Origin of the sequence: Sutterella massiliensis, from assembly GCF_016899755.1 — a bacterium.
Classification (GTDB): domain Bacteria; phylum Pseudomonadota; class Gammaproteobacteria; order Burkholderiales; family Burkholderiaceae_F; genus Sutterella; species Sutterella massiliensis.
Map to the genome: position 1 here is coordinate 1 of NZ_JACJJC010000014.1, position 21,778 is coordinate 21,778.

Annotated in this window: 18 protein-coding genes and 1 tRNA gene; all 19 read left to right on the plus strand. The window is 58.4% G+C overall.

Annotated features, from left to right (window positions below):
* Positions 1–2: 2 nt before the first annotated feature.
* The 19 genes from tuf (H6A60_RS08690) to rplB all read left to right on the plus strand — a co-directional run bounded on the left by tuf (H6A60_RS08690) (position 3) and on the right by rplB (position 21,773).
* The gene (tuf, locus tag H6A60_RS08690; protein WP_205103554.1) at positions 3–1,193 is read left to right on the plus strand and encodes an elongation factor Tu; all 1,191 of its coding nucleotides are present in this window, start codon (positions 3–5) and stop codon (positions 1,191–1,193) included.
* A gap of 46 nt (positions 1,194–1,239) precedes the next feature.
* Positions 1,240–1,315 (plus strand) — tRNA-Trp (locus H6A60_RS08695).
* Positions 1,316–1,515: 200 nt separating this feature from the next.
* Positions 1,516–1,899: a preprotein translocase subunit SecE gene (gene secE, locus H6A60_RS08700; RefSeq protein ID WP_205103556.1), complete on the plus strand. Its 384-nt coding sequence runs from the start codon at positions 1,516–1,518 to the stop codon at positions 1,897–1,899.
* Positions 1,900–1,920: 21 nt separating this feature from the next.
* Entirely contained in the window at positions 1,921–2,466 is a 546-nt protein-coding gene (gene nusG, locus H6A60_RS08705) for a transcription termination/antitermination protein NusG (RefSeq protein WP_205103558.1), read from the plus strand.
* A 139-nt stretch (positions 2,467–2,605) separates the two neighbouring features.
* On the plus strand, positions 2,606–3,037 hold the full coding sequence (gene rplK / locus H6A60_RS08710; RefSeq protein ID WP_205103560.1) for a 50S ribosomal protein L11: 432 nt from the start codon (positions 2,606–2,608) through the stop codon (positions 3,035–3,037).
* Entirely contained in the window at positions 3,038–3,733 is a 696-nt protein-coding gene (rplA, locus tag H6A60_RS08715) for a 50S ribosomal protein L1 (RefSeq protein WP_205103562.1), read from the plus strand.
* A gap of 487 nt (positions 3,734–4,220) precedes the next feature.
* Positions 4,221–4,751, plus strand: coding sequence for a 50S ribosomal protein L10 (rplJ, locus tag H6A60_RS08720; RefSeq protein ID WP_205103564.1), 531 nt, complete (start codon positions 4,221–4,223; stop codon positions 4,749–4,751).
* A 44-nt stretch (positions 4,752–4,795) separates the two neighbouring features.
* A complete protein-coding gene (rplL, locus tag H6A60_RS08725) occupies positions 4,796–5,173 on the plus strand; it encodes a 50S ribosomal protein L7/L12 (RefSeq protein ID WP_205103566.1) in 378 nt (125 codons plus the stop codon).
* Positions 5,174–5,459: 286 nt separating this feature from the next.
* Positions 5,460–9,623: a DNA-directed RNA polymerase subunit beta gene (gene rpoB, locus H6A60_RS08730; protein WP_205103568.1), complete on the plus strand. Its 4,164-nt coding sequence runs from the start codon at positions 5,460–5,462 to the stop codon at positions 9,621–9,623.
* A 13-nt stretch (positions 9,624–9,636) separates the two neighbouring features.
* Positions 9,637–13,989 carry a DNA-directed RNA polymerase subunit beta' gene (gene rpoC / locus H6A60_RS08735; protein WP_205103570.1) on the plus strand — a complete coding sequence of 1,451 codons (4,353 nt, stop codon included), beginning with the start codon at positions 9,637–9,639 and terminating at the stop codon, positions 13,987–13,989.
* Positions 13,990–14,288: 299 nt separating this feature from the next.
* Complete coding sequence (gene rpsL / locus H6A60_RS08740) at positions 14,289–14,666, plus strand: 30S ribosomal protein S12 (RefSeq protein WP_005434247.1); 378 nt, start codon at positions 14,289–14,291, stop codon at positions 14,664–14,666.
* Positions 14,667–14,826: 160 nt separating this feature from the next.
* The gene (gene rpsG / locus H6A60_RS08745) at positions 14,827–15,297 is read left to right on the plus strand and encodes a 30S ribosomal protein S7 (protein ID WP_205103573.1); all 471 of its coding nucleotides are present in this window, start codon (positions 14,827–14,829) and stop codon (positions 15,295–15,297) included.
* Positions 15,298–15,360: 63 nt separating this feature from the next.
* On the plus strand, positions 15,361–17,463 hold the full coding sequence (gene fusA / locus H6A60_RS08750; protein ID WP_205103575.1) for an elongation factor G: 2,103 nt from the start codon (positions 15,361–15,363) through the stop codon (positions 17,461–17,463).
* A 116-nt stretch (positions 17,464–17,579) separates the two neighbouring features.
* Positions 17,580–18,770 (plus strand): elongation factor Tu, encoded by a 1,191-nt coding sequence (gene tuf / locus H6A60_RS08755; protein ID WP_205103554.1) that lies wholly within the window; start codon positions 17,580–17,582, stop codon positions 18,768–18,770.
* A 116-nt stretch (positions 18,771–18,886) separates the two neighbouring features.
* The gene (gene rpsJ / locus H6A60_RS08760; protein ID WP_005431601.1) at positions 18,887–19,198 is read left to right on the plus strand and encodes a 30S ribosomal protein S10; all 312 of its coding nucleotides are present in this window, start codon (positions 18,887–18,889) and stop codon (positions 19,196–19,198) included.
* Positions 19,199–19,373: 175 nt separating this feature from the next.
* Positions 19,374–20,018 (plus strand): 50S ribosomal protein L3, encoded by a 645-nt coding sequence (rplC, locus tag H6A60_RS08765; protein WP_205103577.1) that lies wholly within the window; start codon positions 19,374–19,376, stop codon positions 20,016–20,018.
* Between the two features lie 11 nt (positions 20,019–20,029).
* Positions 20,030–20,650 (plus strand): 50S ribosomal protein L4, encoded by a 621-nt coding sequence (gene rplD / locus H6A60_RS08770; RefSeq protein ID WP_205103579.1) that lies wholly within the window; start codon positions 20,030–20,032, stop codon positions 20,648–20,650.
* Complete coding sequence (gene rplW, locus H6A60_RS08775; protein WP_205103581.1) at positions 20,647–20,946, plus strand: 50S ribosomal protein L23; 300 nt, start codon at positions 20,647–20,649, stop codon at positions 20,944–20,946. Before rplD ends, rplW begins: the two co-directional genes overlap by 4 nt.
* A complete protein-coding gene (rplB, locus tag H6A60_RS08780) occupies positions 20,946–21,773 on the plus strand; it encodes a 50S ribosomal protein L2 (RefSeq protein WP_205103582.1) in 828 nt (275 codons plus the stop codon). The genes rplW and rplB overlap by 1 nt, the downstream gene beginning before the upstream one ends.
* Positions 21,774–21,778: the final 5 nt, after the last annotated feature.

Below are 21,778 nucleotides of genomic sequence, written 5' to 3' on the forward strand. Positions count from 1 at the left end.
AAATGGCAAAGGAACATTTTGAGCGCAAGAAGCCGCACGTCAACGTCGGCACCATTGGTCACGTCGACCACGGCAAGACGACGCTCACGGCTGCTATCACGACGATTCTCGCCCAGAAGTTCGGCGGCGAAGCTAAGGCCTACGACCAGATCGACGCGGCGCCTGAAGAACGCGCTCGCGGCATCACGATCAACACCGCGCACGTTGAATACGAAACGGAACACCGTCACTACGCGCACGTTGACTGCCCGGGCCACGCCGACTACGTGAAGAACATGATTACGGGTGCCGCCCAGATGGACGGCGCGATTCTGGTGGTTTCGGCCGCTGACGGCCCCATGCCCCAGACCCGTGAGCACATCCTGCTTGCCCGCCAGGTCGGCGTTCCCTACATCATCGTCTACCTGAACAAGTGCGACATGGTCGACGACGAAGAACTGCTCGAACTCGTGGAAATGGAAGTTCGCGAACTTCTCTCGAACTACGACTTCCCGGGCGACGACATTCCCATCGTCAAGGGTTCGGCCAAGCTCGCCCTCGAAGGCGACGAAAGCCCGATCGGCGTTCCGTCGATCCTCAAGCTTGCCGAAACGCTCGACAGCTACATCCCGACGCCTGAGCGCGCCGTTGATCAGCCGTTCCTCATGCCGATCGAAGACGTGTTCTCGATTTCGGGCCGCGGCACCGTTGTGACGGGCCGTGTCGAACGCGGCGTGATCGCGGTTGGCGACGAAATCGAAATCGTCGGCATCAAGCCCACGGCGAAGACGACCTGCACGGGCGTCGAAATGTTCCGCAAGCTGCTCGACCAGGGCCAGGCCGGTGACAACGTCGGCATCCTGCTTCGCGGCACGAAGCGTGAAGAAGTCGAACGCGGCCAGGTTCTCGCCAAGCCGGGTTCGATCACCCCGCACACCCACTTCAAGGGCGAAGTTTACGTTCTGACGAAGGAAGAAGGCGGCCGTCACACGCCGTTCTTCAAGGGTTATCGTCCGCAGTTCTACTTCCGTACGACGGACGTGACGGGCACGATCGAGCTGCCGGAAGGCGTCGAAATGGTCATGCCTGGCGACAACATCACGATGACCGTCAAGCTGATCTGCCCGATCGCTATGGAACAGGGTCTGCGCTTCGCTATTCGCGAAGGCGGCCACACGGTCGGCGCCGGCGTCGTTGCCCAGATCATCGAATAATGATCGAAATTTTCAGCAACCGATCTAGTCGGTTGCTGGAAAGTGTAGGGGTATAGCTCAATCGGCAGAGCGACGGTCTCCAAAACCGTAGGTTGAGGGTTCGATTCCTTCTGCCCCTGCCAAAAATTTAAAGCCAAGCTGCTCAATGCAGCTTGGCTTTTATTTTGATCGCAAAAAAGTGCTTCGAATGTCTGCAGGGCGAAAGCGATCTCGTTAAAATCTCTTGTTATTTTTCGAATTCATATCATTGTCCGCATTGCGCTAGGCGCACCGTGCGCCGCATGCCGGTGCGCTGCGGACATGACTTAAGGATCTGCTATCAATGAGCAACCAAGATGTTGAAATCGTAACGAGTAAGAGCGACATCGTTCTCGTTACGCTGGCGGTTCTTTGCGCCCTGGCCGGTGTTGTCGCTTTTGCTCTGCTTTCGGAACAGTCGCTGGCAGTGCGGCTCGGCTCGCTCGCGGGCGGCATCATCCTCGGCATCGGTATCGCCTGGATGAGCCCTTCTGGCAAGCGATTGCTCGCCTACGGCCGGCAGTCCTATGAAGAGCTTCGCCGCGTTGTTTGGCCGACCAAGAAAGAGACGCTCAACACGACCGGCCTCGTGATGGCCTTCGTCGTGATCATGGCCTTCTTCCTCTTCATTTGCGACAAGATCATCGAGTGGGGCCTGTACGACGTTCTGCTTCAGATGACCATCTAACGATTCAAGGACCGCGTGATCATGAGTAAGGATACGAGCAAGATGCACTGGTACACGCTTCATGTGTACTCGTCGATGGAAAAGAGCGTGAAGAATGCGCTCGAAGAGCGTATTGCTCAGAGCGGCTCGCTGCGGGACAGCTTCGGCGAAGTGCTGCTGCCGATTGAGCGCGTGCACGAAATTCGCAATGGCCGCAAGGTCACGAGCGAGCGTCGTATGTATCCGGGCTACGTCTTCATTCAGATGGAAATGAATGATGCGACGTGGCATCTGGTCAACTCTACGCCGCGCGTTATCGAATTTCTCGGCAACAACAACCCTGTCATGCTTTCCGAGGCGGAGGTTTCGAGCATTCTGAATGCTGCGGAATCGAGTGCCGAAAAGCCGCGTCCCAAGATCGAATTCGAAGTCGGAGAAATGGTTCGCGTCAAGACGGGCGCTTTCGAAGACTTTACGGGTCGCGTGGACGCTGTCGACTACGACAAGAGCCGCCTCGAAGTCTTTGTTTCCATCTTCGGTCGCGACACGCCGGTTGACCTGGCTTTCAACGAAGTCGAGAAAATTTAAAAAAATCGACATTTCGGGTTGCAGCGCAGTTTTTACCGTTGTATATTGCCGCTTCTCGAATTTCCACCCCAACTGGGGAGCTCCGGAGAAAGCGCCTTTGCTTTTGAGGGGCGTCTGAACCCAAAGGAAACTTTTCAAAATGGCTAAGAAAATCGTCGGCTTTATCAAGCTGCAGGTTCCTGCAGGTAAAGCCAATCCTTCGCCTCCTATCGGTCCGGCGCTCGGCCAGCGCGGTCTGAACATCATGGAGTTCTGCAAGGCCTTTAACGCTAAGACGCAGGGCATGGAAGCCGGTCTTCCGATCCCGGTTGTCATCACCGCGTACGCCGACAAGAGCTTCACGTTCGTCATGAAGACCCCCCCGGCCACCGTCCTCATCAAGAAGGCGGCTAAGGTGCAGAAGGGTTCTTCGCGTCCGCACATGGACAAGGTGGGTAAGATCACCCGTGCCCAGGCTGAAGAAATCGCCAAGCAGAAGGAACCTGATCTTACGGCTGCCGACCTCGACGCCGCCGTCCGCACGATCGCCGGTTCCGCTCGTTCGATGGGCATCATCGTGGAGGGTCTCTAAATGGCTAAGCTTACGAAGCGTGCAAAGGCTCTCCAGGGCAAGATCGAAGCCGGCAAGCTCTACGCTGCCGCTGACGCTTTCGCCCTCGTTCGCGAATGTGCCACCGCCAAGTTCGACGAATCCGTTGACGTTGCCATCCAGCTCGGCATCGATCCCCGTAAGTCCGACCAGGCTGTTCGCGGCGCTGTCGTGATGCCGGAAGGCACGGGCAAGACGGTTCGCGTTGCGGTCTTCACGCAGGGCGCCAAGCAGGAAGAAGCTCGCGCTGCTGGTGCCGATATTGTCGGTTTCGACGACCTCGCTGCCAAGGTCAAGGCCGGTGAACTCGACTTTGATGTTGTGATCGCCTCTCCGGATGCGATGCGTGTCGTCGGTCAGCTCGGTCAGATCCTCGGCCCGCGCGGCCTCATGCCGAACCCGAAGGTCGGTACGGTCACGCCGAACGTTGCCCAGGCTGTCAAGAACGCCAAGGCAGGTCAGGTTCAGTTCCGTGCCGACAAGGCCGGTATCATCCATGCTCCGATCGGCCGCGCCTCGTTCGAAGCCGATCGTCTGCAGAAGAACCTCGCTGCGCTGATCGATCAGCTCAACAAGCTTAAGCCCGCCTCCTCGAAGGGTCAGTACCTGCGCAAGGTTGCCGTCTCTTCCACGATGGGCCCGGGCGTCCGCGTCGATATCGGTACGATCGGCGCTTAATGAAGCGAAATTTCAGGGGCAAACACTCCTGCTGAGCGCTGAAGACGGATACTCTCCGTCTTCGGCGAACTCCGAAAAAACACATCGGAGATGTTCGAAAAAAGCGTTTTGCGTTTTTTTCGTGAGGTCGTGAGGCCTCAAGGGCTTTGGGTGATGCGGTCGCCTTACGGTTGACTGCGTCGCTGTCAAAGACCGCTGGAGAGCGCTGTCGTGCAATCGCTCGAAAGCATCTGCGGCGATCCGCAGGCAGGCTTTTAATCGTCTTGTGTCTCTTGTGCAAAGGCTTTCTTTGCTGAGGGAAGACCGCCAAGACATCCAGCGCAGACGGTAAACCGAAGAGAGATATTGCGTTGTGTTTCCATGCGGTGCGAGAGCGGCTCGAAAAGCCCGATCGTGCTGAATGAATCAGCCAAAACTCTCAGAAGTATGCCGGTTATTAGAAACCGGTGTTTCTCGCAAGAGGAACACCTCTGAGTGGAGCCAGACCATGGGTCTTAATCGTCAAGATAAGGCTGCTGTCATCGCGGAAGTGTCGGAAATCGTTTCCAACTCTGCCTCGATCGTCATCGCCGAATACCGTGGGCTGAGCGTTGAGGCCGTCACCAAGCTTCGCGCCAATGCGCGTAAGGAAGGGGTGACGTTGCGTGTTGTCAAGAACACGCTTGTCCGCCGCGCCGTTGAAGGCACCGAGTTTGCCGGGCTTGCCGACCAGTTCGTTGGTCCGCTCGTCTACGCTTTCTCCGCCGATCCGGTCGCTGCGGCCAAGGTTCTCGTCAACTTCGCCAAGGACAACGACAAGCTCGTCGTTAAGGGCGGTGCGATGGCCAACTACGTCATGGACGTGGAAGCCGTCAAGAACCTCGCCTCGATGCCGAGCCGCGACGAACTCCTTGCCAAGTTGATGGCCACGATGAACGAGCCGATCGCGAAGTTCGTCCGTACCATCAACGAAGTCCCGGCGCGCTTCGTGCGCACCGTGGCTGCCGTGCGCGATGCCAAGGAACAGGCTGCTGCCTAATCAGCTATCAAATTAATTAAACACTACGTAATACGGAGCTAAAAATGGCCCTTACCAATGAAGAAATCCTCGACGCGATCGCGTCCAAGACCGTCCTCGAAATCTCCGAACTCATCAAGATGATGGAAGAGAAGTTCGGTGTTTCCGCCGCTGCCGCTGCTGTTGCTGTTGCCGCTCCTGGCGCCGCTGCCGCTGCCCCGGCTGAAGAAAAGACCGAATTCGACGTCGTCCTCGAAGCCGCTGGCTCGAACAAGATCGCCGTCATTAAGGCTGTCCGCGAACTCACGGGTCTTGGCCTCAAGGAAGCCAAGGACCTCGTCGAAGGCGCTCCGAAGGCCGTTAAGGAAGGCCTCCCGAAGGCCGACGCCGAAGCTGCTGCCAAGAAGCTCGAAGAAGCCGGCGCCAAGGTCGCTCTCAAGTAATTTTTTACTTGAATCAGCCTTCCAAGTGGGCGCATAATAATGCGCCTGCTTGTCTCAAAGCCTCCGCAAGGAGGCTTTGATCTGATCAGCTTCGGGAAACCGGAGGTCAGATCAAAGTCTATTCCTTGATGAAATCTACGCTTAAGCTCAATTCTCACTATTGACGCCGCGCGGACTCAGAAAATTCTGAAGTGCCGAGCGGCTTTTCGGCGTCTTCAATTTTCCCCGTCCATTTCTCATCAAGCCCCGACTTTTTGGTTCATCCCTAGTGCCGAACGGAGTGTCCATGTCGTACTCGTTCACTGAAAAGAAGCGCATCCGCAAGAGCTTTGCCTCTCGTCCGAGCGTCCTTGAAGTGCCTTCCCTGCTTGATATCCAGCTTCGTTCCTACGAAGACTTCCTGCAGGCGAACGTGGCTCCTGCTGCCCGCAACATCAATATGGGGCTTCAGGCTGCTTTCTCGTCCATTTTCCCGATCCTGAGCCACAACGGCTATGCGTGCCTGAAGTTCGTCAATTACGAACTCGCCGAGCCTGAATTCGACGTGGCCGAATGCCAGCTCCGCGGCCTGACCTATTGCAGCCGCCTTCGCGCCAAGATCCGTCTTGAGATCTATGACCGCGAAGCATCCCAGCCCGGCACGATCAAGGAAATCCGTGAAAACGATGTTTACATGGGCGAAATTCCGCTGATGACGGAAAAGGGCTCGTTCATCGTCAACGGTACGGAACGCGTCATCGTCAGCCAGCTGCATCGCTCTCCCGGCATCTTCTTCGAGCACGATAAGGGCAAGACCCATTCGTCTGGGAAGCTGCTTTTCTCCGCGCGCGTGATTCCCTATCGCGGTTCGTGGCTCGACTTCGAATTCGATGCGAAGGATATTCTTTACTTCCGTGTCGACCGCCGCCGCAAGATGCCCGGTACGATTCTGCTCAAGGCCATCGGCTACACGGTTGAAGAAATTCTTGCTCGCTTCTTCAAGTTCGACTGCTTCACGCTCACGAAGACGGGCGCGAAGTTGCCGTTTACGCCGGAACGCCTTAAGGGGCAGACCGTTTCGTTCGACATTGAAGACGCAGAAGGCAAGGTGATCGTGCCGCGCGACAAGCGCATTACGGCCAAGCACATTCGTGACCTCACGAAGGCGGGTGTCACTTCGATCCCCGTGCCCGATGAGTACATCATCGGCCGCGTGCTTGCCAAGACCGTTCTTGATGCCGAAACGGGCGAAATCATCGCCAACGCCAACGACGAGATCACCGATGTGATCCTCGAGCGTCTGCGTGCGGCCCGTGTCCGCAAGTTCGAGACGATCTTCACGAACGAGCTTGATCACGGTCCCTATATCTCCAACACGTTGCGTCTCGACGATACGCCGGATCAGTTCTCGGCGCGCGTTGCTATTTACCGCATGATGCGCCCGGGTGAACCGCCTACGGAAGAAGCCGTCGAAATGCTCTTCGACCGTCTCTTCTTCGATCCGGACGCCTACGACCTCTCCCGTGTCGGCCGCATGAAGGTCAACGCGCGCTTCGGCCGTGAGTCCGCCGAAGGCGAACGCACCCTCACGCGCGAGGACATCGTCGACACAATGGCGATGCTCGTTGCGCTGCGTAACGGTCAGGACAATGTTGAGCTTGTCGACGAAAAGGGCGAAGTCCGCGTCTGTGCCGTCAATGGTGTCGACGACATCGACCACCTCGGCAATCGCCGCGTGCGCTGCGTAGGCGAACTGGCGGAAAACCAGTTCCGCTCCGGCCTTGTTCGTGTTGAACGCGCTGTTAAGGAACGTCTCAACCAGGCCGAAAGCGACGGTCTTACGCCGCAGGACCTTATCAATTCGAAGCCCATTTCCGCCGCGATCCGCGAATTCTTCGGCTCGAGCCAGCTTTCGCAGTTCATGGATCAGACGAATCCGCTCTCGGAAATCACGCACAAGCGCCGTATTTCTGCTCTCGGTCCGGGTGGTCTGACGCGCGAACGTGCTGGCTTCGAAGTGCGAGACGTTCACTCGACGCACTACGGCCGCGTCTGCCCGATCGAAACGCCTGAAGGTCCGAACATCGGTCTGATCAACTCGCTCGCCCTTTATGCGCGACTCAACGAGTACGGCTTCCTCGAAACGCCCTATCGCAAGGTCGTCAACGGCGTTGTGACCAAGGAGATCACGTACCTTTCCGCCATTGAGGAAGGCCGTTATATCATTGCGCAGGCCAACGCCGAAATGGATGACGAAGGTCGTCTCACGCAGGAGCTTGTTTCCGCGCGTGACAACGGCGAAACGATTCTTGCCTCGCCCGATCGTATTCAGTACATGGACGTCGCGCCGTCGCAGATCGTTTCCTGCGCTGCTGCGCTTATTCCGTTCCTGGAACACGACGACGCGAACCGTGCTCTGATGGGTGCGAACATGCAGCGTCAGGGTGTGCCGTGCCTGCGTCCCGAAAAGCCTGTTGTCGGTACCGGCATTGAACGCACGGTTGCTGTCGACTCGAAGACAGCTGTCCAGGCGCGCCGCGGCGGTGTTGTCGACTTCGTCGACGCCAACCGCGTCGTTATTCGAGTTAACGACGAGGAATCGGTTGCGGGTGAAACGGGCGTTGACATCTACAACCTGCAGAAGTTCACGCGCTCGAACCAGTCGACCAATATCAACCAGCGTCCGATCGTTGTGAAGGGTGACCGCGTTGCCGTGGGCGACGTACTTGCCGACGGTGCTTCGACCGATACGGGTGAACTCGCGCTCGGCCAGAACATGCTGGTCGCGTTCATGCCGTGGAACGGCTACAACTACGAAGACTCGGTCTTGATCTCCGAGCGCGTGGTTGCCGACGACCGCTATACGTCGATTCACATCGAAGAACTGTCCGTCGTTTCGCGCGATACGAAGCTCGGGCCTGAAGAAATCACGCGAGACATTTCGAATCTGTCGGAAAACCAGCTCTCGCGCCTCGACGACTCGGGCATCGTATTCATCGGTGCCGAAGTGAAGGCTGGCGACGTGCTCGTGGGCAAGGTAACGCCGAAGGGCGAAACCCAGCTTACGCCGGAAGAAAAGCTGCTTCGCGTCATCTTTGGCGAAAAGGCGAGCGATGTGAAGGACACCTCGCTGCGCGTACCGTCCGGCATGACCGGTACGGTGATCGACGTTCAGGTGTTCACGCGTGACGGTGTCAAGCGCGACAAGCGTGCCGAAAGCATCATTGCCGACGAACTCAAGCATTACCACCGTGACCTTGACGACCAGCTGCGCATTGTCGAACGCGATGCGTTTGACCGTCTGCGCCGCCAGCTCGTCGGCCGCAAGGTTGTCTCGACGATGAAGCTCGACGGTCTTGCTGCCGACTTCGTGCTCACGCGCGAGTTCCTCGAATCCATGCAGGGCTACGATCTCTTCGACCTGCGCATGGAGGATGAAGACGCCCAGCACTACATCGAGCTCACGAAGCAGACGATCGAACACACGCGCGAAGAAAACGCTCGTAAGTACGAAGTCAAGCGCGATAAGCTTACGCGCGGCGACGAGTTGCCTCCGGGTGTGCTCAAGATGGTGAAGGTGTACATCGCCGAACGCCGTCGTCTGCAGCCTGGTGACAAGATGGCCGGCCGTCACGGTAACAAGGGTGTGGTTTCGAAGATTTGCCCGATCGAAGACATGCCTTACATGGCCGACGGTCGTCCTGCCGACATCGTGCTCAACCCTCTCGGCGTGCCGTCGCGTATGAATATCGGTCAGGTTCTCGAAGTTCACCTCGGCTGGGCTGCCAAGGGCATCGGTTGGCGCATTGCCGAGATGCTCAAGACTGAAACGGTTCGCCAGATTCGTGCATTCCTCAATGAGGTCTACAACCGTACGGGCAAGCACGAGGATCTCGACAGCCTCACGGATGAAGAGCTGCTTCGCATGGCCGAAAACCTCAAGGAAGGCGTGCCGTTTGCGACGCCGGTCTTTGACGGTGCTTCCGAAGAGCAGATTCGCATGATGCTCGACCTCGCGTTCCCGGACGATGAAGCCAAGCGCCTGCAGCTGACGCCTTCGAAGACGCAGGCCACGCTTTATGACGGCCGCACAGGCGATCCGTTCGAACGTCCTGTCACGGTCGGCTACATGCACTACCTCAAGCTGCACCACCTTGTCGACGACAAGATGCACGCTCGCTCGACGGGCCCGTACTCGCTCGTGACGCAGCAGCCGCTCGGCGGTAAGGCGCAGTTCGGCGGCCAGCGTTTCGGTGAAATGGAAGTCTGGGCGCTTGAAGCCTACGGCGCTTCGTACGTTCTGCAGGAAATGCTGACGGTGAAGTCCGACGACGTGAACGGCCGCACGAAGGTGTACGAAAACATCGTCAAGGGCGACCACAAGATTGAAGCCGGCATGCCCGAGTCCTTCAACGTGCTCGTCAAAGAAATCCGGTCGCTTGGCATCGACATCGACCTCGTGAAGAATTAAGAGGACTTAAGCGATGAATTCTGCGCTTAACGATATTTTCAATCAGGTCCAGAAGGACGATCACTTCGAAGCGATTCGCATCGGTCTCGCGAGTCCCGAAAAGATCCACTCCTGGTCTTACGGCGAAGTCAAGAAGCCGGAAACGATCAATTACCGCACCCAGAAGCCCGAGCGCGACGGTCTGTTCTGCGCGAAGATCTTCGGGCCGGTGAAGGATTACGAGTGCCTTTGCGGCAAGTACAAGCGTCTGAAGAACCGCGGCGTCATTTGTGAAAAGTGCGGCGTGGAAGTGACGCTTGCCAAGGTGCGCCGCGAACGCATGGGCCACATTGATCTGGCGAGCCCGGTCGCGCACATCTGGTTCCTCAAGAGCCTGCCGAGCCGTATGGGCATGGTGCTCGACATTCCGCTTCGCGACATCGAACGCGTGCTCTACTTCGAAGCCTATATCGTTGTCGATCCGGGCCTCTCGACGCTCGAGCGCGGTCAGCTTCTGACCGAGGACGAGTTCATCCAGTGCACGGCTGAATTCGGCGACGACTTCAAGGCCATGATGGGTGCCGAAGCCATCGGCGAACTGCTTCGCACGATCGATATCGACAGCGAAGTACTGCGTCTGCGCGACGAGCTCAACAGCACTTCGTCCGAAGCTAAGATCAAGAAGTACGCCAAGCGCCTCAAGGTGCTCGAGGGCTTCCAGCGCTCGGGTATCAAGCCCGAGTGGATGATCATGACGGTGCTGCCGGTGCTGCCGCCCGATCTGCGTCCGCTCGTGGCGCTCGATGGCGGCCGCTTTGCGACCTCGGATCTGAACGATCTCTATCGCCGCGTTATCAACCGCAACAACCGTCTGAAGCGCCTTCTTGAAATCAAGGCGCCGGACATCATCGTGCGTAACGAAAAGCGCATGCTGCAGGAAGCCGTCGACTCTCTGCTCGACAACGGTCGCCGCGGCAAGGCGATGACGGGCGCCAACAAGCGCCCGCTCAAGTCGCTCGCCGACATGATCAAGGGGAAGAGCGGCCGCTTCCGTCAGAACCTGCTCGGTAAGCGCGTTGACTATTCCGGACGTTCGGTTATTACGGTCGGTCCTGAACTGCGTCTGCACCAGTGCGGTCTGCCGAAGCTGATGGCGCTTGAGCTCTTCAAGCCCTTCATCTTCAACAAGCTCGTTCAGCGCGGTCTTGCGCCCACGCCGAAGGCTGCCAAGAAGATGGTTGAGAATCAGGAGGATATCGTTTGGGACATCCTCGAAGAAGTGATTTTCGAACATCCGGTGATGCTCAACCGTGCCCCGACGTTGCACCGTCTCGGTATTCAGGCGTTCGAGCCGAAGCTCATCGAAGGCAAGGCCATTCAGCTGCATCCGCTCGTCTGCGCGGCGTTCAACGCCGACTTCGACGGCGACCAGATGGCCGTTCACGTGCCGCTCTCGCTCGAAGCTCAGCTTGAAGCGCGCGGCCTCATGATGTCTTCGAACAATGTCCTCTTCCCGGCCAACGGCGATCCGTCGATCGTGCCGTCGCAGGACATGGTGCTCGGTCTTTACTACGCCACGCGCGAAAAGATCAACGGCAAGGGTGAAGGCATGTTCTTTGCCGACGTGAGCGAAGTTCAGCGTGCTTGGGATTCGGGTGTCGTCGAGCTGCAGACCCGCTGTACGGTCCGCATCAAGGAGTACGAGCTCAACAAGGAAACGGGTGAGGCCACGGAAAAGGTCGTTCGCTATGAAACGACTGTCGGGCGTGCGCTCCTTTCCGAAATTCTTCCGAAGGGCATGAGCTTCAAGGAGCTCAACATCACCCTCAAGAAGAAGGAAATCGCCAAGCTCATCAACCGCTGCTTCCGCAAGTGCGGTCTGCGCGCGACGGTGATCTTTGCCGACAAGCTCAAGGACAACGGCTATCGCCTTTCCACGCGCGCCGGCATCTCCATCTGCGTGGGCGACATGAAGGTCCCCGCTCAGAAGGAAGAGCTCATCCGCGAGGCCGAAAAGGAAGTGAAGGAAATCGAAAGCCAGTACACCTCCGGTCTTGTTACGCAGGGCGAACGCTACAACAAGGTCGTCGACATCTGGGGCCGCACGTCGGATCAGGTCGGCAAGGTGATGATGCAGGAGCTTTCGACGGAACCCACGATCGACCGCCACGGCAAGAAGGTCCGTCAGGAATCCTTCAACAGCGTGTACATGATGGCCGACTCGGGTGCCCGAGGCTCCGCTGCTCAGATTCGTCAGCTTGCCGGTATGCGCGGCCTGATGGCCAAGCCGGACGGCTCGATTATCGAAACGCCGATTACCGCGAACTTCCGCGAAGGTCTGAACGTTCTGCAGTACTTCATCTCGACGCACGGTGCGCGTAAGGGTCTGGCCGACACGGCGCTGAAGACCGCTAATTCGGGTTACCTCACCCGTCGTCTCGTCGACGTGACGCAGGACCTCGTGGTGACCGAAGACGATTGCGGCACGACGAACGGTTTTGAAATGCGCGCCCTCGTGGAAGGCGGTGAAGTCATCCAGGCGCTTCGCGACCGCGTGCTCGGCCGCGTTGCTGCCGTCGATGTGAAGAACCCGGATACGGGCGAAGTCGTGATCGAAGCCGGGACGCTCATTGACGAAGATCTCTGCGATCTCATCGACGAGCTCGGCATCGACATGATCAAGGTCCGCACGCCGCTTACTTGCGAAACCCGTTACGGTCTTTGCGCGAAGTGCTATGGTCGCGACCTCGGCCGCGGTTCGCTTGTCAACGCGGGCGAATCCGTTGGCGTTATCGCTGCTCAGTCGATTGGTGAACCGGGTACGCAGCTGACGATGCGTACGTTCCACATCGGTGGTGCGGCTTCGCGTGCGGCGGTTGCTTCGAGTGTTGAAGCCAAGTCCGCCGGTGTCGTGAGCTTTACGCCCGCGATGCGCTACGTGCTTACGCAGAAGGGCGAATACGTCGTTATTTCGCGCTCGGGCGAGATCGTCATTACCGATCACGGCCGCGAACGCGAACGTCACAAAGTTCCGTACGGCGCAACGCTTCAGGTCAAGCCTGATCAGACGATCAAGGCCGGCCAGCAGCTCGCTACGTGGGATCCGATGACGCGTCCGATTATCTCGGAATACGCCGGTCGCATTCGCTTTGAAAACGTGATCGACAACGTGACGGTGATGAACCAGGTTGACGAAGTGACGGGGCTTTCGAGCCTCGTCGTCATCGACCCGAAGAAGGCCAAGGGCGGCAAGAGCGCCGCTGCCGGCATTCTTCGCCCCTTGGTCCACCTGATCGATGCTGACGGCAACGAAGTGAAGATCCCGGGTACGGATCATGCCGTGACGATTCAGCTTCCCGTGGGTGCGTTCGTCGTGGTTCGCGACGGGCAGGAAATCGGTGAAGGCGAAGTCCTGGCCCGTATCCCGACCGAATCGCAGAAGACCCGAGACATTACGGGCGGTCTGCCTCGTGTTGCCGAACTCTTCGAAGCCCGCAGCCCGAAGGATGCCGGCATGCTCGCCGAAGTGACCGGTACCGTGACGTTTGGCCGCGAAACGAAGGGCAAGCAGCGTCTGATCATCACCGACAGCGAAGGCTACGCGCACGAAACGCTCATCAGCAAGGACAAGACCGTTCTCGTTCACGACGGTCAGGTTGTGCAGAAGGGCGAAGAAATCGTTGACGGACCGGTTGATCCGCACGACATCCTGCGCCTGCTCGGCATTGAAGAGCTCGCTCGCTACATCGTCGACGAAGTGCAGGACGTCTACCGTCTGCAGGGCGTGAAGATCAATGACAAGCACATTGAAGTGATCGTTCGCCAGATGCTTCGCCGCGTTCAGATCACCGATCCGGGCGACACGAAGTTCATCCAGGGTGAACAGGTCGAACGTTCGGAAATGCTCGATGAGAACGATCGCGTCATTGAGCTCGGTAAGCGTCCCGCGCAGTATGAAAATATTCTGCTCGGCATCACGAAGGCCTCGCTCTCGACCGACAGCTTCATCTCTGCGGCCTCGTTCCAGGAAACGACCCGTGTGCTGACCGAAGCTGCCATCATGGGTAAGCGTGACGAACTGCGCGGTCTGAAGGAAAACGTGATCGTCGGCCGTCTGATTCCTGCGGGTACGGGCTTGGCGTATCACAAGGCGCACAAGGCCAAGGAACTTGCGGAACGCCTCGAGCGCGAAACGCAGTCGTTCCTTGACTCGAGCGCGCCGGAAACCGCGCCGGCCGACGAGCCCGAAGAGCTCTTCGAGCGCAAGCCCGTCGCCGATCCCTTTGCCTTCATCGACCACAAGGGCGTTGAAGTGCAGGAAGAAGTGAAGAAGGCGCAGAAGAAGCCAGAAGCGGCAGCTCAGACGGAAGAAAAACCGACTGAATAAGTCCTTTCGGAAAGCGCTAGGCAGCGGGCGCTGAGTGCCCGCATGAAAAGAGCCGTTTGACTCCAACTGGGGTCGAGCGGCTCTTTTTCGCTCAAGGACTGCGAAAATTCGCCATATTTGGCTTGACAGGTCAAAAACTTTATTCGAAAATCACGTGCTTTCGGGATTTCCAAAGCTCGATCGAATCGTGTCTACGCTACTGCGTCGGGCGCGTTCGGGGAGAATAGGGGGCCCCGGATTCTTTTGAAACCTTGTCTTTCAGCGAATTCGGCTGAAAGCAAATTTTTTAGACGGACGATATGCCTACCATTAACCAGCTTGTTCGCAAGCCCCGCGAGCTCACGCACGATAAGAGCAAGAGCCCCGCGCTGAAGAACTGCCCGCAGAAGCGCGGCGTCTGCACGCGTGTCTACACGACGACCCCGAAGAAGCCGAATTCGGCTCTTCGTAAAGTTGCTAAGGTTCGCCTCACCAACGGCTTCGAAGTCATTTCGTACATCGGCGGTGAAGGCCACAACCTGCAGGAGCACTCCGTTGTGCTTATCCGCGGCGGTCGTGTGAAGGACCTTCCGGGTGTGCGTTACCACATCGTGCGCGGCTCCCTCGACACGCAGGGTGTCAAGGACCGTAAGCAGGCCCGTTCCAAGTACGGTGCCAAGCGCCCGAAGGCCGCTTAATGCTTCGCGGCGTTCAGCCGCAGGAGAACGGTCGAGACGGCTGAGCCGTTCGAGGCCGAGTAAGTCGCGGTCGTTGACCGCAATGAAATTGAATTGCGCATATCGTGGCCGTTAATTATCAAAGGCCCTTGCGCAAAGACTGAAGTAAAGAGGAATTCAAATGCCCCGTCGTCGCGAAGTACCCAAGCGCGAAGTGCTGCCTGATCCGAAGTTTGGCAGCGTCGAAATCACCAAGTTTGTCAACGTGATCATGCTCGATGGTAAGAAGGCCGTCGCCGAACGCATCGTCTACGGCGCCCTCGCGCAGATCGAAGAAAAGACCGGCAAGAACGCTCTGGAAGTGTTCACCACCGCCCTCAACAACGTCCGTCCGCTGGTGGAAGTCAAGTCCCGCCGCGTCGGTGGTGCCAACTACCAGGTGCCGGTCGAAGTCCGCCCCGTCCGCCGCATGGCTCTTGCGATGCGCTGGCTCCGCGAAGCGGCTAAGAAGCGTTCCGAAAAGTCGATGCCGCAGCGCCTTGCTGGCGAACTGCTCGATGCCGCTGAAGGCCGCGGCGGCGCTATGAAGAAGCGCGACGAAGTGCATCGCATGGCTGAAGCCAACAAGGCCTTCTCGCACTTCCGCTTCTAACCGCTTTTGCAAAGCTGTCAAGGCCCTCCGGGGCCTTGTATGCGATTCTGAGAGGAACCTCAAATGGCTCGTCAAACCCCGATTTCGCGTTATCGCAACATCGGTATTTCTGCCCACATCGACGCGGGCAAGACCACCACGACCGAACGCATCCTGTTCTACACGGGCGTTAATCATAAGATCGGCGAAGTGCACGACGGTGCTGCGACGATGGACTGGATGGAACAGGAACAGGAACGCGGCATCACGATTACGTCGGCCGCTACGACCTGCTTCTGGCGCGGCATGGAAATGCAGTGGCAGCCGTACCGCCTGAACATCATCGACACCCCGGGGCACGTCGACTTTACGGTCGAAGTCGAACGCTCCATGCGCGTCCTTGACGGCGCCTGCATGGTGTACTGCGCCGTGGGCGGCGTTCAGCCGCAGTCGGAAACGGTCTGGCGTCAGGCAAACAAGTACCACGTGCCCCGTCTTGCCTTCGTGAACAAGATGGACCGTACGGGCGCCAACTTCTTCAAGGTCTATGACCAGATGAAGAAGCGCCTCAAGGCCAATCCCGTGCCCGTCGTTATTCCTATCGGTGCCGAAGACCAGTTCAAGGGCGTCGTCGACCTCATCAAGATGAAGTCGATCATCTGGGATGACGCGACGCAGGGCATGAAGTTCACGTACGAAGACATCCCGGCCGATCTCGTCGACACTGCCAACGAATGGCGCGAAAAGATGATCGAAAGCGCTGCGGAAGCCAACGAAGAGCTGATGAACAAGTACCTCGAGAACGGTGAGCTCTCCGAGGAAGACATCATCGCTGGCATCCGTGCCCGTACGATCGCCTGCGAAATCCAGCCGATGCTCTGCGGTACCGCCTTCAAGAACAAGGGCGTGCAGCGCATGCTCGACGCTGTCGTTCAGTTCCTGCCCGCCCCGACGGATATTCCGCCTGTTGCCGGCTTCAACCTCGACGGTGCCGAAGAAACTCGCGAAGCCAAGGACGACGCTCCGTTCTCGGCTCTCGCCTTCAAGATCATGACCGACCCCTACGTCGGCCAGCTCACCTTCCTTCGTGTGTACTCGGGCCTCCTTAACTCGGGCGACACGGTTCTCAACTCGACGAAGGACAACAAGGAACGCATCGGCCGTCTGCTGCAGATGCACGCCAACGATCGTAAGGAAATCAAGTTCGTCGAATGCGGCGACATCGCAGCTGCCGTGGGCCTGAAGGCCGTGACGACTGGCGACACGCTCTGCGCGCTTGATCACCCGATCATCCTCGAACGCATGGAGTTCCCGGATCCGGTTATCTCGCAGGCCGTCGAACCGAAGACCAAGGCCGACCAGGAAAAGATGGCCCTCGCCCTCAACCGCCTGGCTCAGGAAGACCCGTCGTTCCGCGTTCGCACGGACGAAGAATCCGGCCAGACGATTATTTCGGGTATGGGCGAACTGCACCTTGAAATTCTCGTTGACCGCATGAAGCGCGAATTCAACGTTGAAGCCACGGTCGGCAAGCCCCAGGTGGCCTACCGTGAAACGATCCGCTCCGTCGTCGAAAACGCCGAATGCAAGTTTGCCAAGCAGTCTGGCGGCCGCGGCCAGTACGGCCACGTCGTGCTCAAGCTCGAACCGCTCGAACCCGGCAAGGGCTTCGAATTCGTCGACGCCATCAAGGGCGGCGTGGTTCCGCGCGAATACATCCCGGCCGTTCAGAAGGGCGTTGAAGATACCCTTAAGTCTGGCGTTCTTGCCGGCTTCCCGGTCGTTGACGTCAAGGTGACGCTGCACTTCGGTTCCTACCACGAAGTCGACTCGAACGAAAACGCGTTCAAGATCGCCGCTTCGATGGCTTTCAAGGACGGTATGCGCCGCGCCAACCCCGTGCTTCTCGAGCCGATCATGGCCGTTGAAGTCGAAACGCCTGAAGAAAAAATGGGCGACGTCATGGGCGACCTTTCGTCCCGTCGCGGCGTCATTCAGGGCATGGAGGACCTCGCCGGCGGCGGCAAGAGCATCAAGGCTGAAGTGCCGCTCGCCGAAATGTTCGGTTACGCCACGCAGCTGCGTTCGCTCACGCAGGGCCGTGCGACGTACACGATGGAATTCAAGCACTACGCTGAAGCGCCTCGCAATGTCGCCGAGGCCGTGATGGCCGACAAGGCGAAGTAATAAAATCGGAGTGCACTCCGCGGCACTCCGGACCGTGGGAGTTGCCGGCGTCAGCGCGAAGCGCGGCGCCGCTCTCACGGGACAGAAAGTTTTTTATCTAGATCTAAGGAACCAAAATGGCAAAGGAACATTTTGAGCGCAAGAAGCCGCACGTCAACGTCGGCACCATTGGTCACGTCGACCACGGCAAGACGACGCTCACGGCTGCTATCACGACGATTCTCGCCCAGAAGTTCGGCGGCGAAGCTAAGGCCTACGACCAGATCGACGCGGCGCCTGAAGAACGCGCTCGCGGCATCACGATCAACACCGCGCACGTTGAATACGAAACGGAACACCGTCACTACGCGCACGTTGACTGCCCGGGCCACGCCGACTACGTGAAGAACATGATTACGGGTGCCGCCCAGATGGACGGCGCGATTCTGGTGGTTTCGGCCGCTGACGGCCCCATGCCCCAGACCCGTGAGCACATCCTGCTTGCCCGCCAGGTCGGCGTTCCCTACATCATCGTCTACCTGAACAAGTGCGACATGGTCGACGACGAAGAACTGCTCGAACTCGTGGAAATGGAAGTTCGCGAACTTCTCTCGAACTACGACTTCCCGGGCGACGACATTCCCATCGTCAAGGGTTCGGCCAAGCTCGCCCTCGAAGGCGACGAAAGCCCGATCGGCGTTCCGTCGATCCTCAAGCTTGCCGAAACGCTCGACAGCTACATCCCGACGCCTGAGCGCGCCGTTGATCAGCCGTTCCTCATGCCGATCGAAGACGTGTTCTCGATTTCGGGCCGCGGCACCGTTGTGACGGGCCGTGTCGAACGCGGCGTGATCGCGGTTGGCGACGAAATCGAAATCGTCGGCATCAAGCCCACGGCGAAGACGACCTGCACGGGCGTCGAAATGTTCCGCAAGCTGCTCGACCAGGGCCAGGCCGGTGACAACGTCGGCATCCTGCTTCGCGGCACGAAGCGTGAAGAAGTCGAACGCGGCCAGGTTCTCGCCAAGCCGGGTTCGATCACCCCGCACACCCACTTCAAGGGCGAAGTTTACGTTCTGACGAAGGAAGAAGGCGGCCGTCACACGCCGTTCTTCAAGGGTTATCGTCCGCAGTTCTACTTCCGTACGACGGACGTGACGGGCACGATCGAGCTGCCGGAAGGCGTCGAAATGGTCATGCCTGGCGACAACATCACGATGACCGTCAAGCTGATCTGCCCGATCGCTATGGAACAGGGTCTGCGCTTCGCTATTCGCGAAGGCGGCCACACGGTCGGCGCCGGCGTCGTTGCTCAGATCATCGAATAAGTCTGAAAAATTTCGCCTAGCGAAAAAAATCGACTTTTGAGTTGATCACAAGAGGGAGCGGAGGCTATACTCCGCTCCCTCTGTTCTTTTATTGTTCTTTTACTTAGGAAAACGAAATGCAGTCTCAGCGCATTCGCATCCGCCTCAAGGCCTACGACTACAAGCTGATCGATCAGTCGGCTCTCGAAATCGTCGATACCGCCAAGCGTACCGGCGCCGTTGTTCGTGGTCCCGTTCCCCTGCCCACCCGCATTCAGCGTTTCGACATTCTCCGTTCGCCGCACGTCAACAAGACGAGCCGCGATCAGCTCGAAATCCGCACGCACCAGCGTCTCATGGACATCGTTGACCCGACCGACAAGACGGTTGACGCGCTCATGAAGCTTGACCTGCCCGCCGGCGTTGACGTCAAGATCAAGGTCCAGTAAGCAATTTGATTTTTACCGTGAAATTTCCGGCAATTTGCGTTGCAGGATGAAATAAATCGCGGCTAAAATCGCGCCTTTGTGCTCTTGAAGAGGTCGTTTCCTCTTTTCCGAAGCGACCTTGAGCAATTTCCCAAAAAAACGGTCCCGGCCAATCGCAGCCGGGGTGGAGAAAACAATGAGTGATAAGCTCGGCCTCGTCGGTCGCAAGATCGGCATGACGCGTATTTTCACGGAAGACGGTGTGTCCGTTCCCGTGACCGTGCTCGACGTGTCGAATAACCGTGTCACGATGGTGAAGACGGTTGAAACCGACGGCTACAATGCAATCCAGGTCGCGTTCGGCTCCAAGAAGCCCTCGCGCGTCAACAAGGCTCTGACCGGTCACTACGCCAAGGCTGGCGTCGAAGCCGGTTCGATGCTCAAAGAGTTCCATATCGATGCCGATAAGGTCGCCGAGTTCAAGCCCGGCATGACCCTCACGGCCGAAATGTTCACGGAAGGCCAGAAGGTCGACGTGACCGGTACGACCATCGGTAAGGGTTTTGCAGGCGCCATTAAGCGCCACCACTTCTCGTCGAACCGTGCTTCGCACGGTAATTCCGTGACGACGAACGCCCCCGGCTCCATCGGTAACCGCCAGGATCCGGGCCGCGTCTTCCCCGGCAAGCGCATGGCTGGCCACCTGGGTGACGTGCAGCGTACGACCCAGAATCTCGTCATCGCGCGTGTCGACAAGGAACGTCAGCTTCTGCTGGTTCGCGGTGCCGTCCCCGGCGCCAAGGGCGGCGAAGTCATCGTCCGTCCGGCTGTTAAGGCGTAAGGAGCGAAACAATGGAACTCAATGTCCTGAACGAACAGGGAAAGACGGTCGAAGCCGCCGACGCCGTGTTCGGTCGTGAATACAACGAAGCCCTGGTGCACCAGATCGTGGTCGCCTACCAGGCCAATGCTCGTCTCGGTACGCGTGCTCAGCTCAACCGCCGCGACGTGCATCATTCCACGAAGAAGCCCTGGCGTCAGAAGGGTACGGGCCGCGCCCGTTCGGGTATGACTTCCTCCAACGTTTGGCGTGGTGGTGGTCGTGCCTTCCCGAATACGCCGGATGAAAACTTCAGCCAGAAGGTCAATAAGAAGATGTATCGCGCCGCGATGGCTTCGATCTACTCGAAGCTCGTTGCCGATCAGCGTCTCGTCGCTGTCGACACGATCAAGGCCGAACTTCCGAAGACCAAGGCTTTCGTCGGCCAGCTCAAGTCGCTCGGCCTGACGGAACGTACCCTCATCATCGTCGGTGAGGAAGAATATGACGACAACCTCATCCTCGCCTCGCGCAACCTCAAGGATGTGCTCGTCGTTCCCCCGCGCTTTGCTGATCCCCTCTGCCTAATCTATTTCGACAAGGTTGTGGTCACGAAGGCGGCTGTTGCTCAGATCGAGGAGATGTTGGCATGAATCAGGAACGTCTGATGAAGGTGCTCGTCGGCCCCATCGTCTCGGAAAAGAGCACGATGATCGGCGAAAAGCACAAGCAGATTTCTTTCGTGGTCGTCCCGGACGCTACGAAGTATGAGGTCAAGGCTGCGGTCGAGCTGCTTTTCAACACGAAGGTCAGCTCCGTTCAAATTCTGAACCTCAAGGGCAAGCAGAAGCGCTTCGGCCGTTACATGGGCAAGCGCAACGACGTCCGCAAGGCGTACGTCACGCTCGCTGAGGGTCAGGAAATCAACTTCGAACAAGAGGTGATGTAATGGCTCTCGTCAAACTCAAGCCGACGTCCCCGGGCCGCCGTCATGCGGTTAAAGTGGTCAACAAGGAGCTCCACAAGGGCAAGCCCTGGGCCGCTCTGGTCGAGAAGAAGAACCGTATCAACGGTCGTAACAACGATGGTCACATCACCTGCCGTCACAAGGGCGGCGGTGCCAAGCGTCACTATCGTCTGATCGACTTCAAGCGTCAGAAGGACGGTATCCCCGCCCGCGTTGAACGCATCGAATACGATCCGAACCGCTCGGCCAACATCGCTCTCGTCTGCTATGCGGACGGCGAACGCCGTTACATCATTGCCCCGAAGGGCCTTGTTGTCGGCCAGGAAATCATGAACGGTGCGGAATCCCCGATCAAGGTCGGCAATACGCTTCCGCTTCGCAACATCCCCGTTGGTTCGACCATTCACTGCATCGAACTGCTTCCGGGCAAGGGTGCTCAGCTCGTTCGTGCTGCCGGTGCTTTCGCTCAGCTCGTCGCTCGCGAAGGCGAATACGCTCAGATCCGTCTGCGCTCCGGCGAAGTCCGCCGCGTTCTTATCGAATGCCGTGCCACGATCGGTACGGTCGGCAATGAAGAAAACAGCCTGCGTGAACTCGGCAAGGCCGGCGCCAAGCGTTGGCGCGGTATCCGTCCGACGGTCCGCGGCGTTGCCATGAACCCGGTGGATCACCCGCACGGTGGTGGCGAAGGCAAGACCGGTACCGGTCGCGCGCCTGTTACGCCGTGGGGCCAGCTCACGAAGGGCTATCGTACCCGCAACAGCAAGCGCACCGACTCGATGATCGTGTCGCGCCGTAACCGTAAGTAAGGGGG

What these genes read in the sequence shown, in the direction of transcription:
- rpoB (WP_205103568.1), top strand. Translation starts at nt 5,460, where the DNA reads ATGTCGTACTCGTTCACTGAAAAGAAGCGCATCCGCAAGAGCTTTGCC.
- rpsL (WP_005434247.1), top strand. Translation starts at nt 14,289, where the DNA reads ATGCCTACCATTAACCAGCTTGTTCGCAAGCCCCGCGAGCTCACGCAC.
- rpsG (WP_205103573.1), top strand. Translation starts at nt 14,827, where the DNA reads ATGCCCCGTCGTCGCGAAGTACCCAAGCGCGAAGTGCTGCCTGATCCG.
- rpoC (WP_205103570.1), top strand. Translation starts at nt 9,637, where the DNA reads ATGAATTCTGCGCTTAACGATATTTTCAATCAGGTCCAGAAGGACGAT.
- secE (WP_205103556.1), top strand. Translation starts at nt 1,516, where the DNA reads ATGAGCAACCAAGATGTTGAAATCGTAACGAGTAAGAGCGACATCGTT.
- rplW (WP_205103581.1), top strand. Translation starts at nt 20,647, where the DNA reads ATGAATCAGGAACGTCTGATGAAGGTGCTCGTCGGCCCCATCGTCTCG.
- rpsJ (WP_005431601.1), top strand. Translation starts at nt 18,887, where the DNA reads ATGCAGTCTCAGCGCATTCGCATCCGCCTCAAGGCCTACGACTACAAG.
- rplL (WP_205103566.1), top strand. Translation starts at nt 4,796, where the DNA reads ATGGCCCTTACCAATGAAGAAATCCTCGACGCGATCGCGTCCAAGACC.
- tuf (WP_205103554.1), top strand. Translation starts at nt 3, where the DNA reads ATGGCAAAGGAACATTTTGAGCGCAAGAAGCCGCACGTCAACGTCGGC.
- nusG (WP_205103558.1), top strand. Translation starts at nt 1,921, where the DNA reads ATGAGTAAGGATACGAGCAAGATGCACTGGTACACGCTTCATGTGTAC.
- rplJ (WP_205103564.1), top strand. Translation starts at nt 4,221, where the DNA reads ATGGGTCTTAATCGTCAAGATAAGGCTGCTGTCATCGCGGAAGTGTCG.
- rplD (WP_205103579.1), top strand. Translation starts at nt 20,030, where the DNA reads ATGGAACTCAATGTCCTGAACGAACAGGGAAAGACGGTCGAAGCCGCC.
- rplK (WP_205103560.1), top strand. Translation starts at nt 2,606, where the DNA reads ATGGCTAAGAAAATCGTCGGCTTTATCAAGCTGCAGGTTCCTGCAGGT.
- tuf (WP_205103554.1), top strand. Translation starts at nt 17,580, where the DNA reads ATGGCAAAGGAACATTTTGAGCGCAAGAAGCCGCACGTCAACGTCGGC.
- rplB (WP_205103582.1), top strand. Translation starts at nt 20,946, where the DNA reads ATGGCTCTCGTCAAACTCAAGCCGACGTCCCCGGGCCGCCGTCATGCG.
- fusA (WP_205103575.1), top strand. Translation starts at nt 15,361, where the DNA reads ATGGCTCGTCAAACCCCGATTTCGCGTTATCGCAACATCGGTATTTCT.
- rplC (WP_205103577.1), top strand. Translation starts at nt 19,374, where the DNA reads ATGAGTGATAAGCTCGGCCTCGTCGGTCGCAAGATCGGCATGACGCGT.
- rplA (WP_205103562.1), top strand. Translation starts at nt 3,038, where the DNA reads ATGGCTAAGCTTACGAAGCGTGCAAAGGCTCTCCAGGGCAAGATCGAA.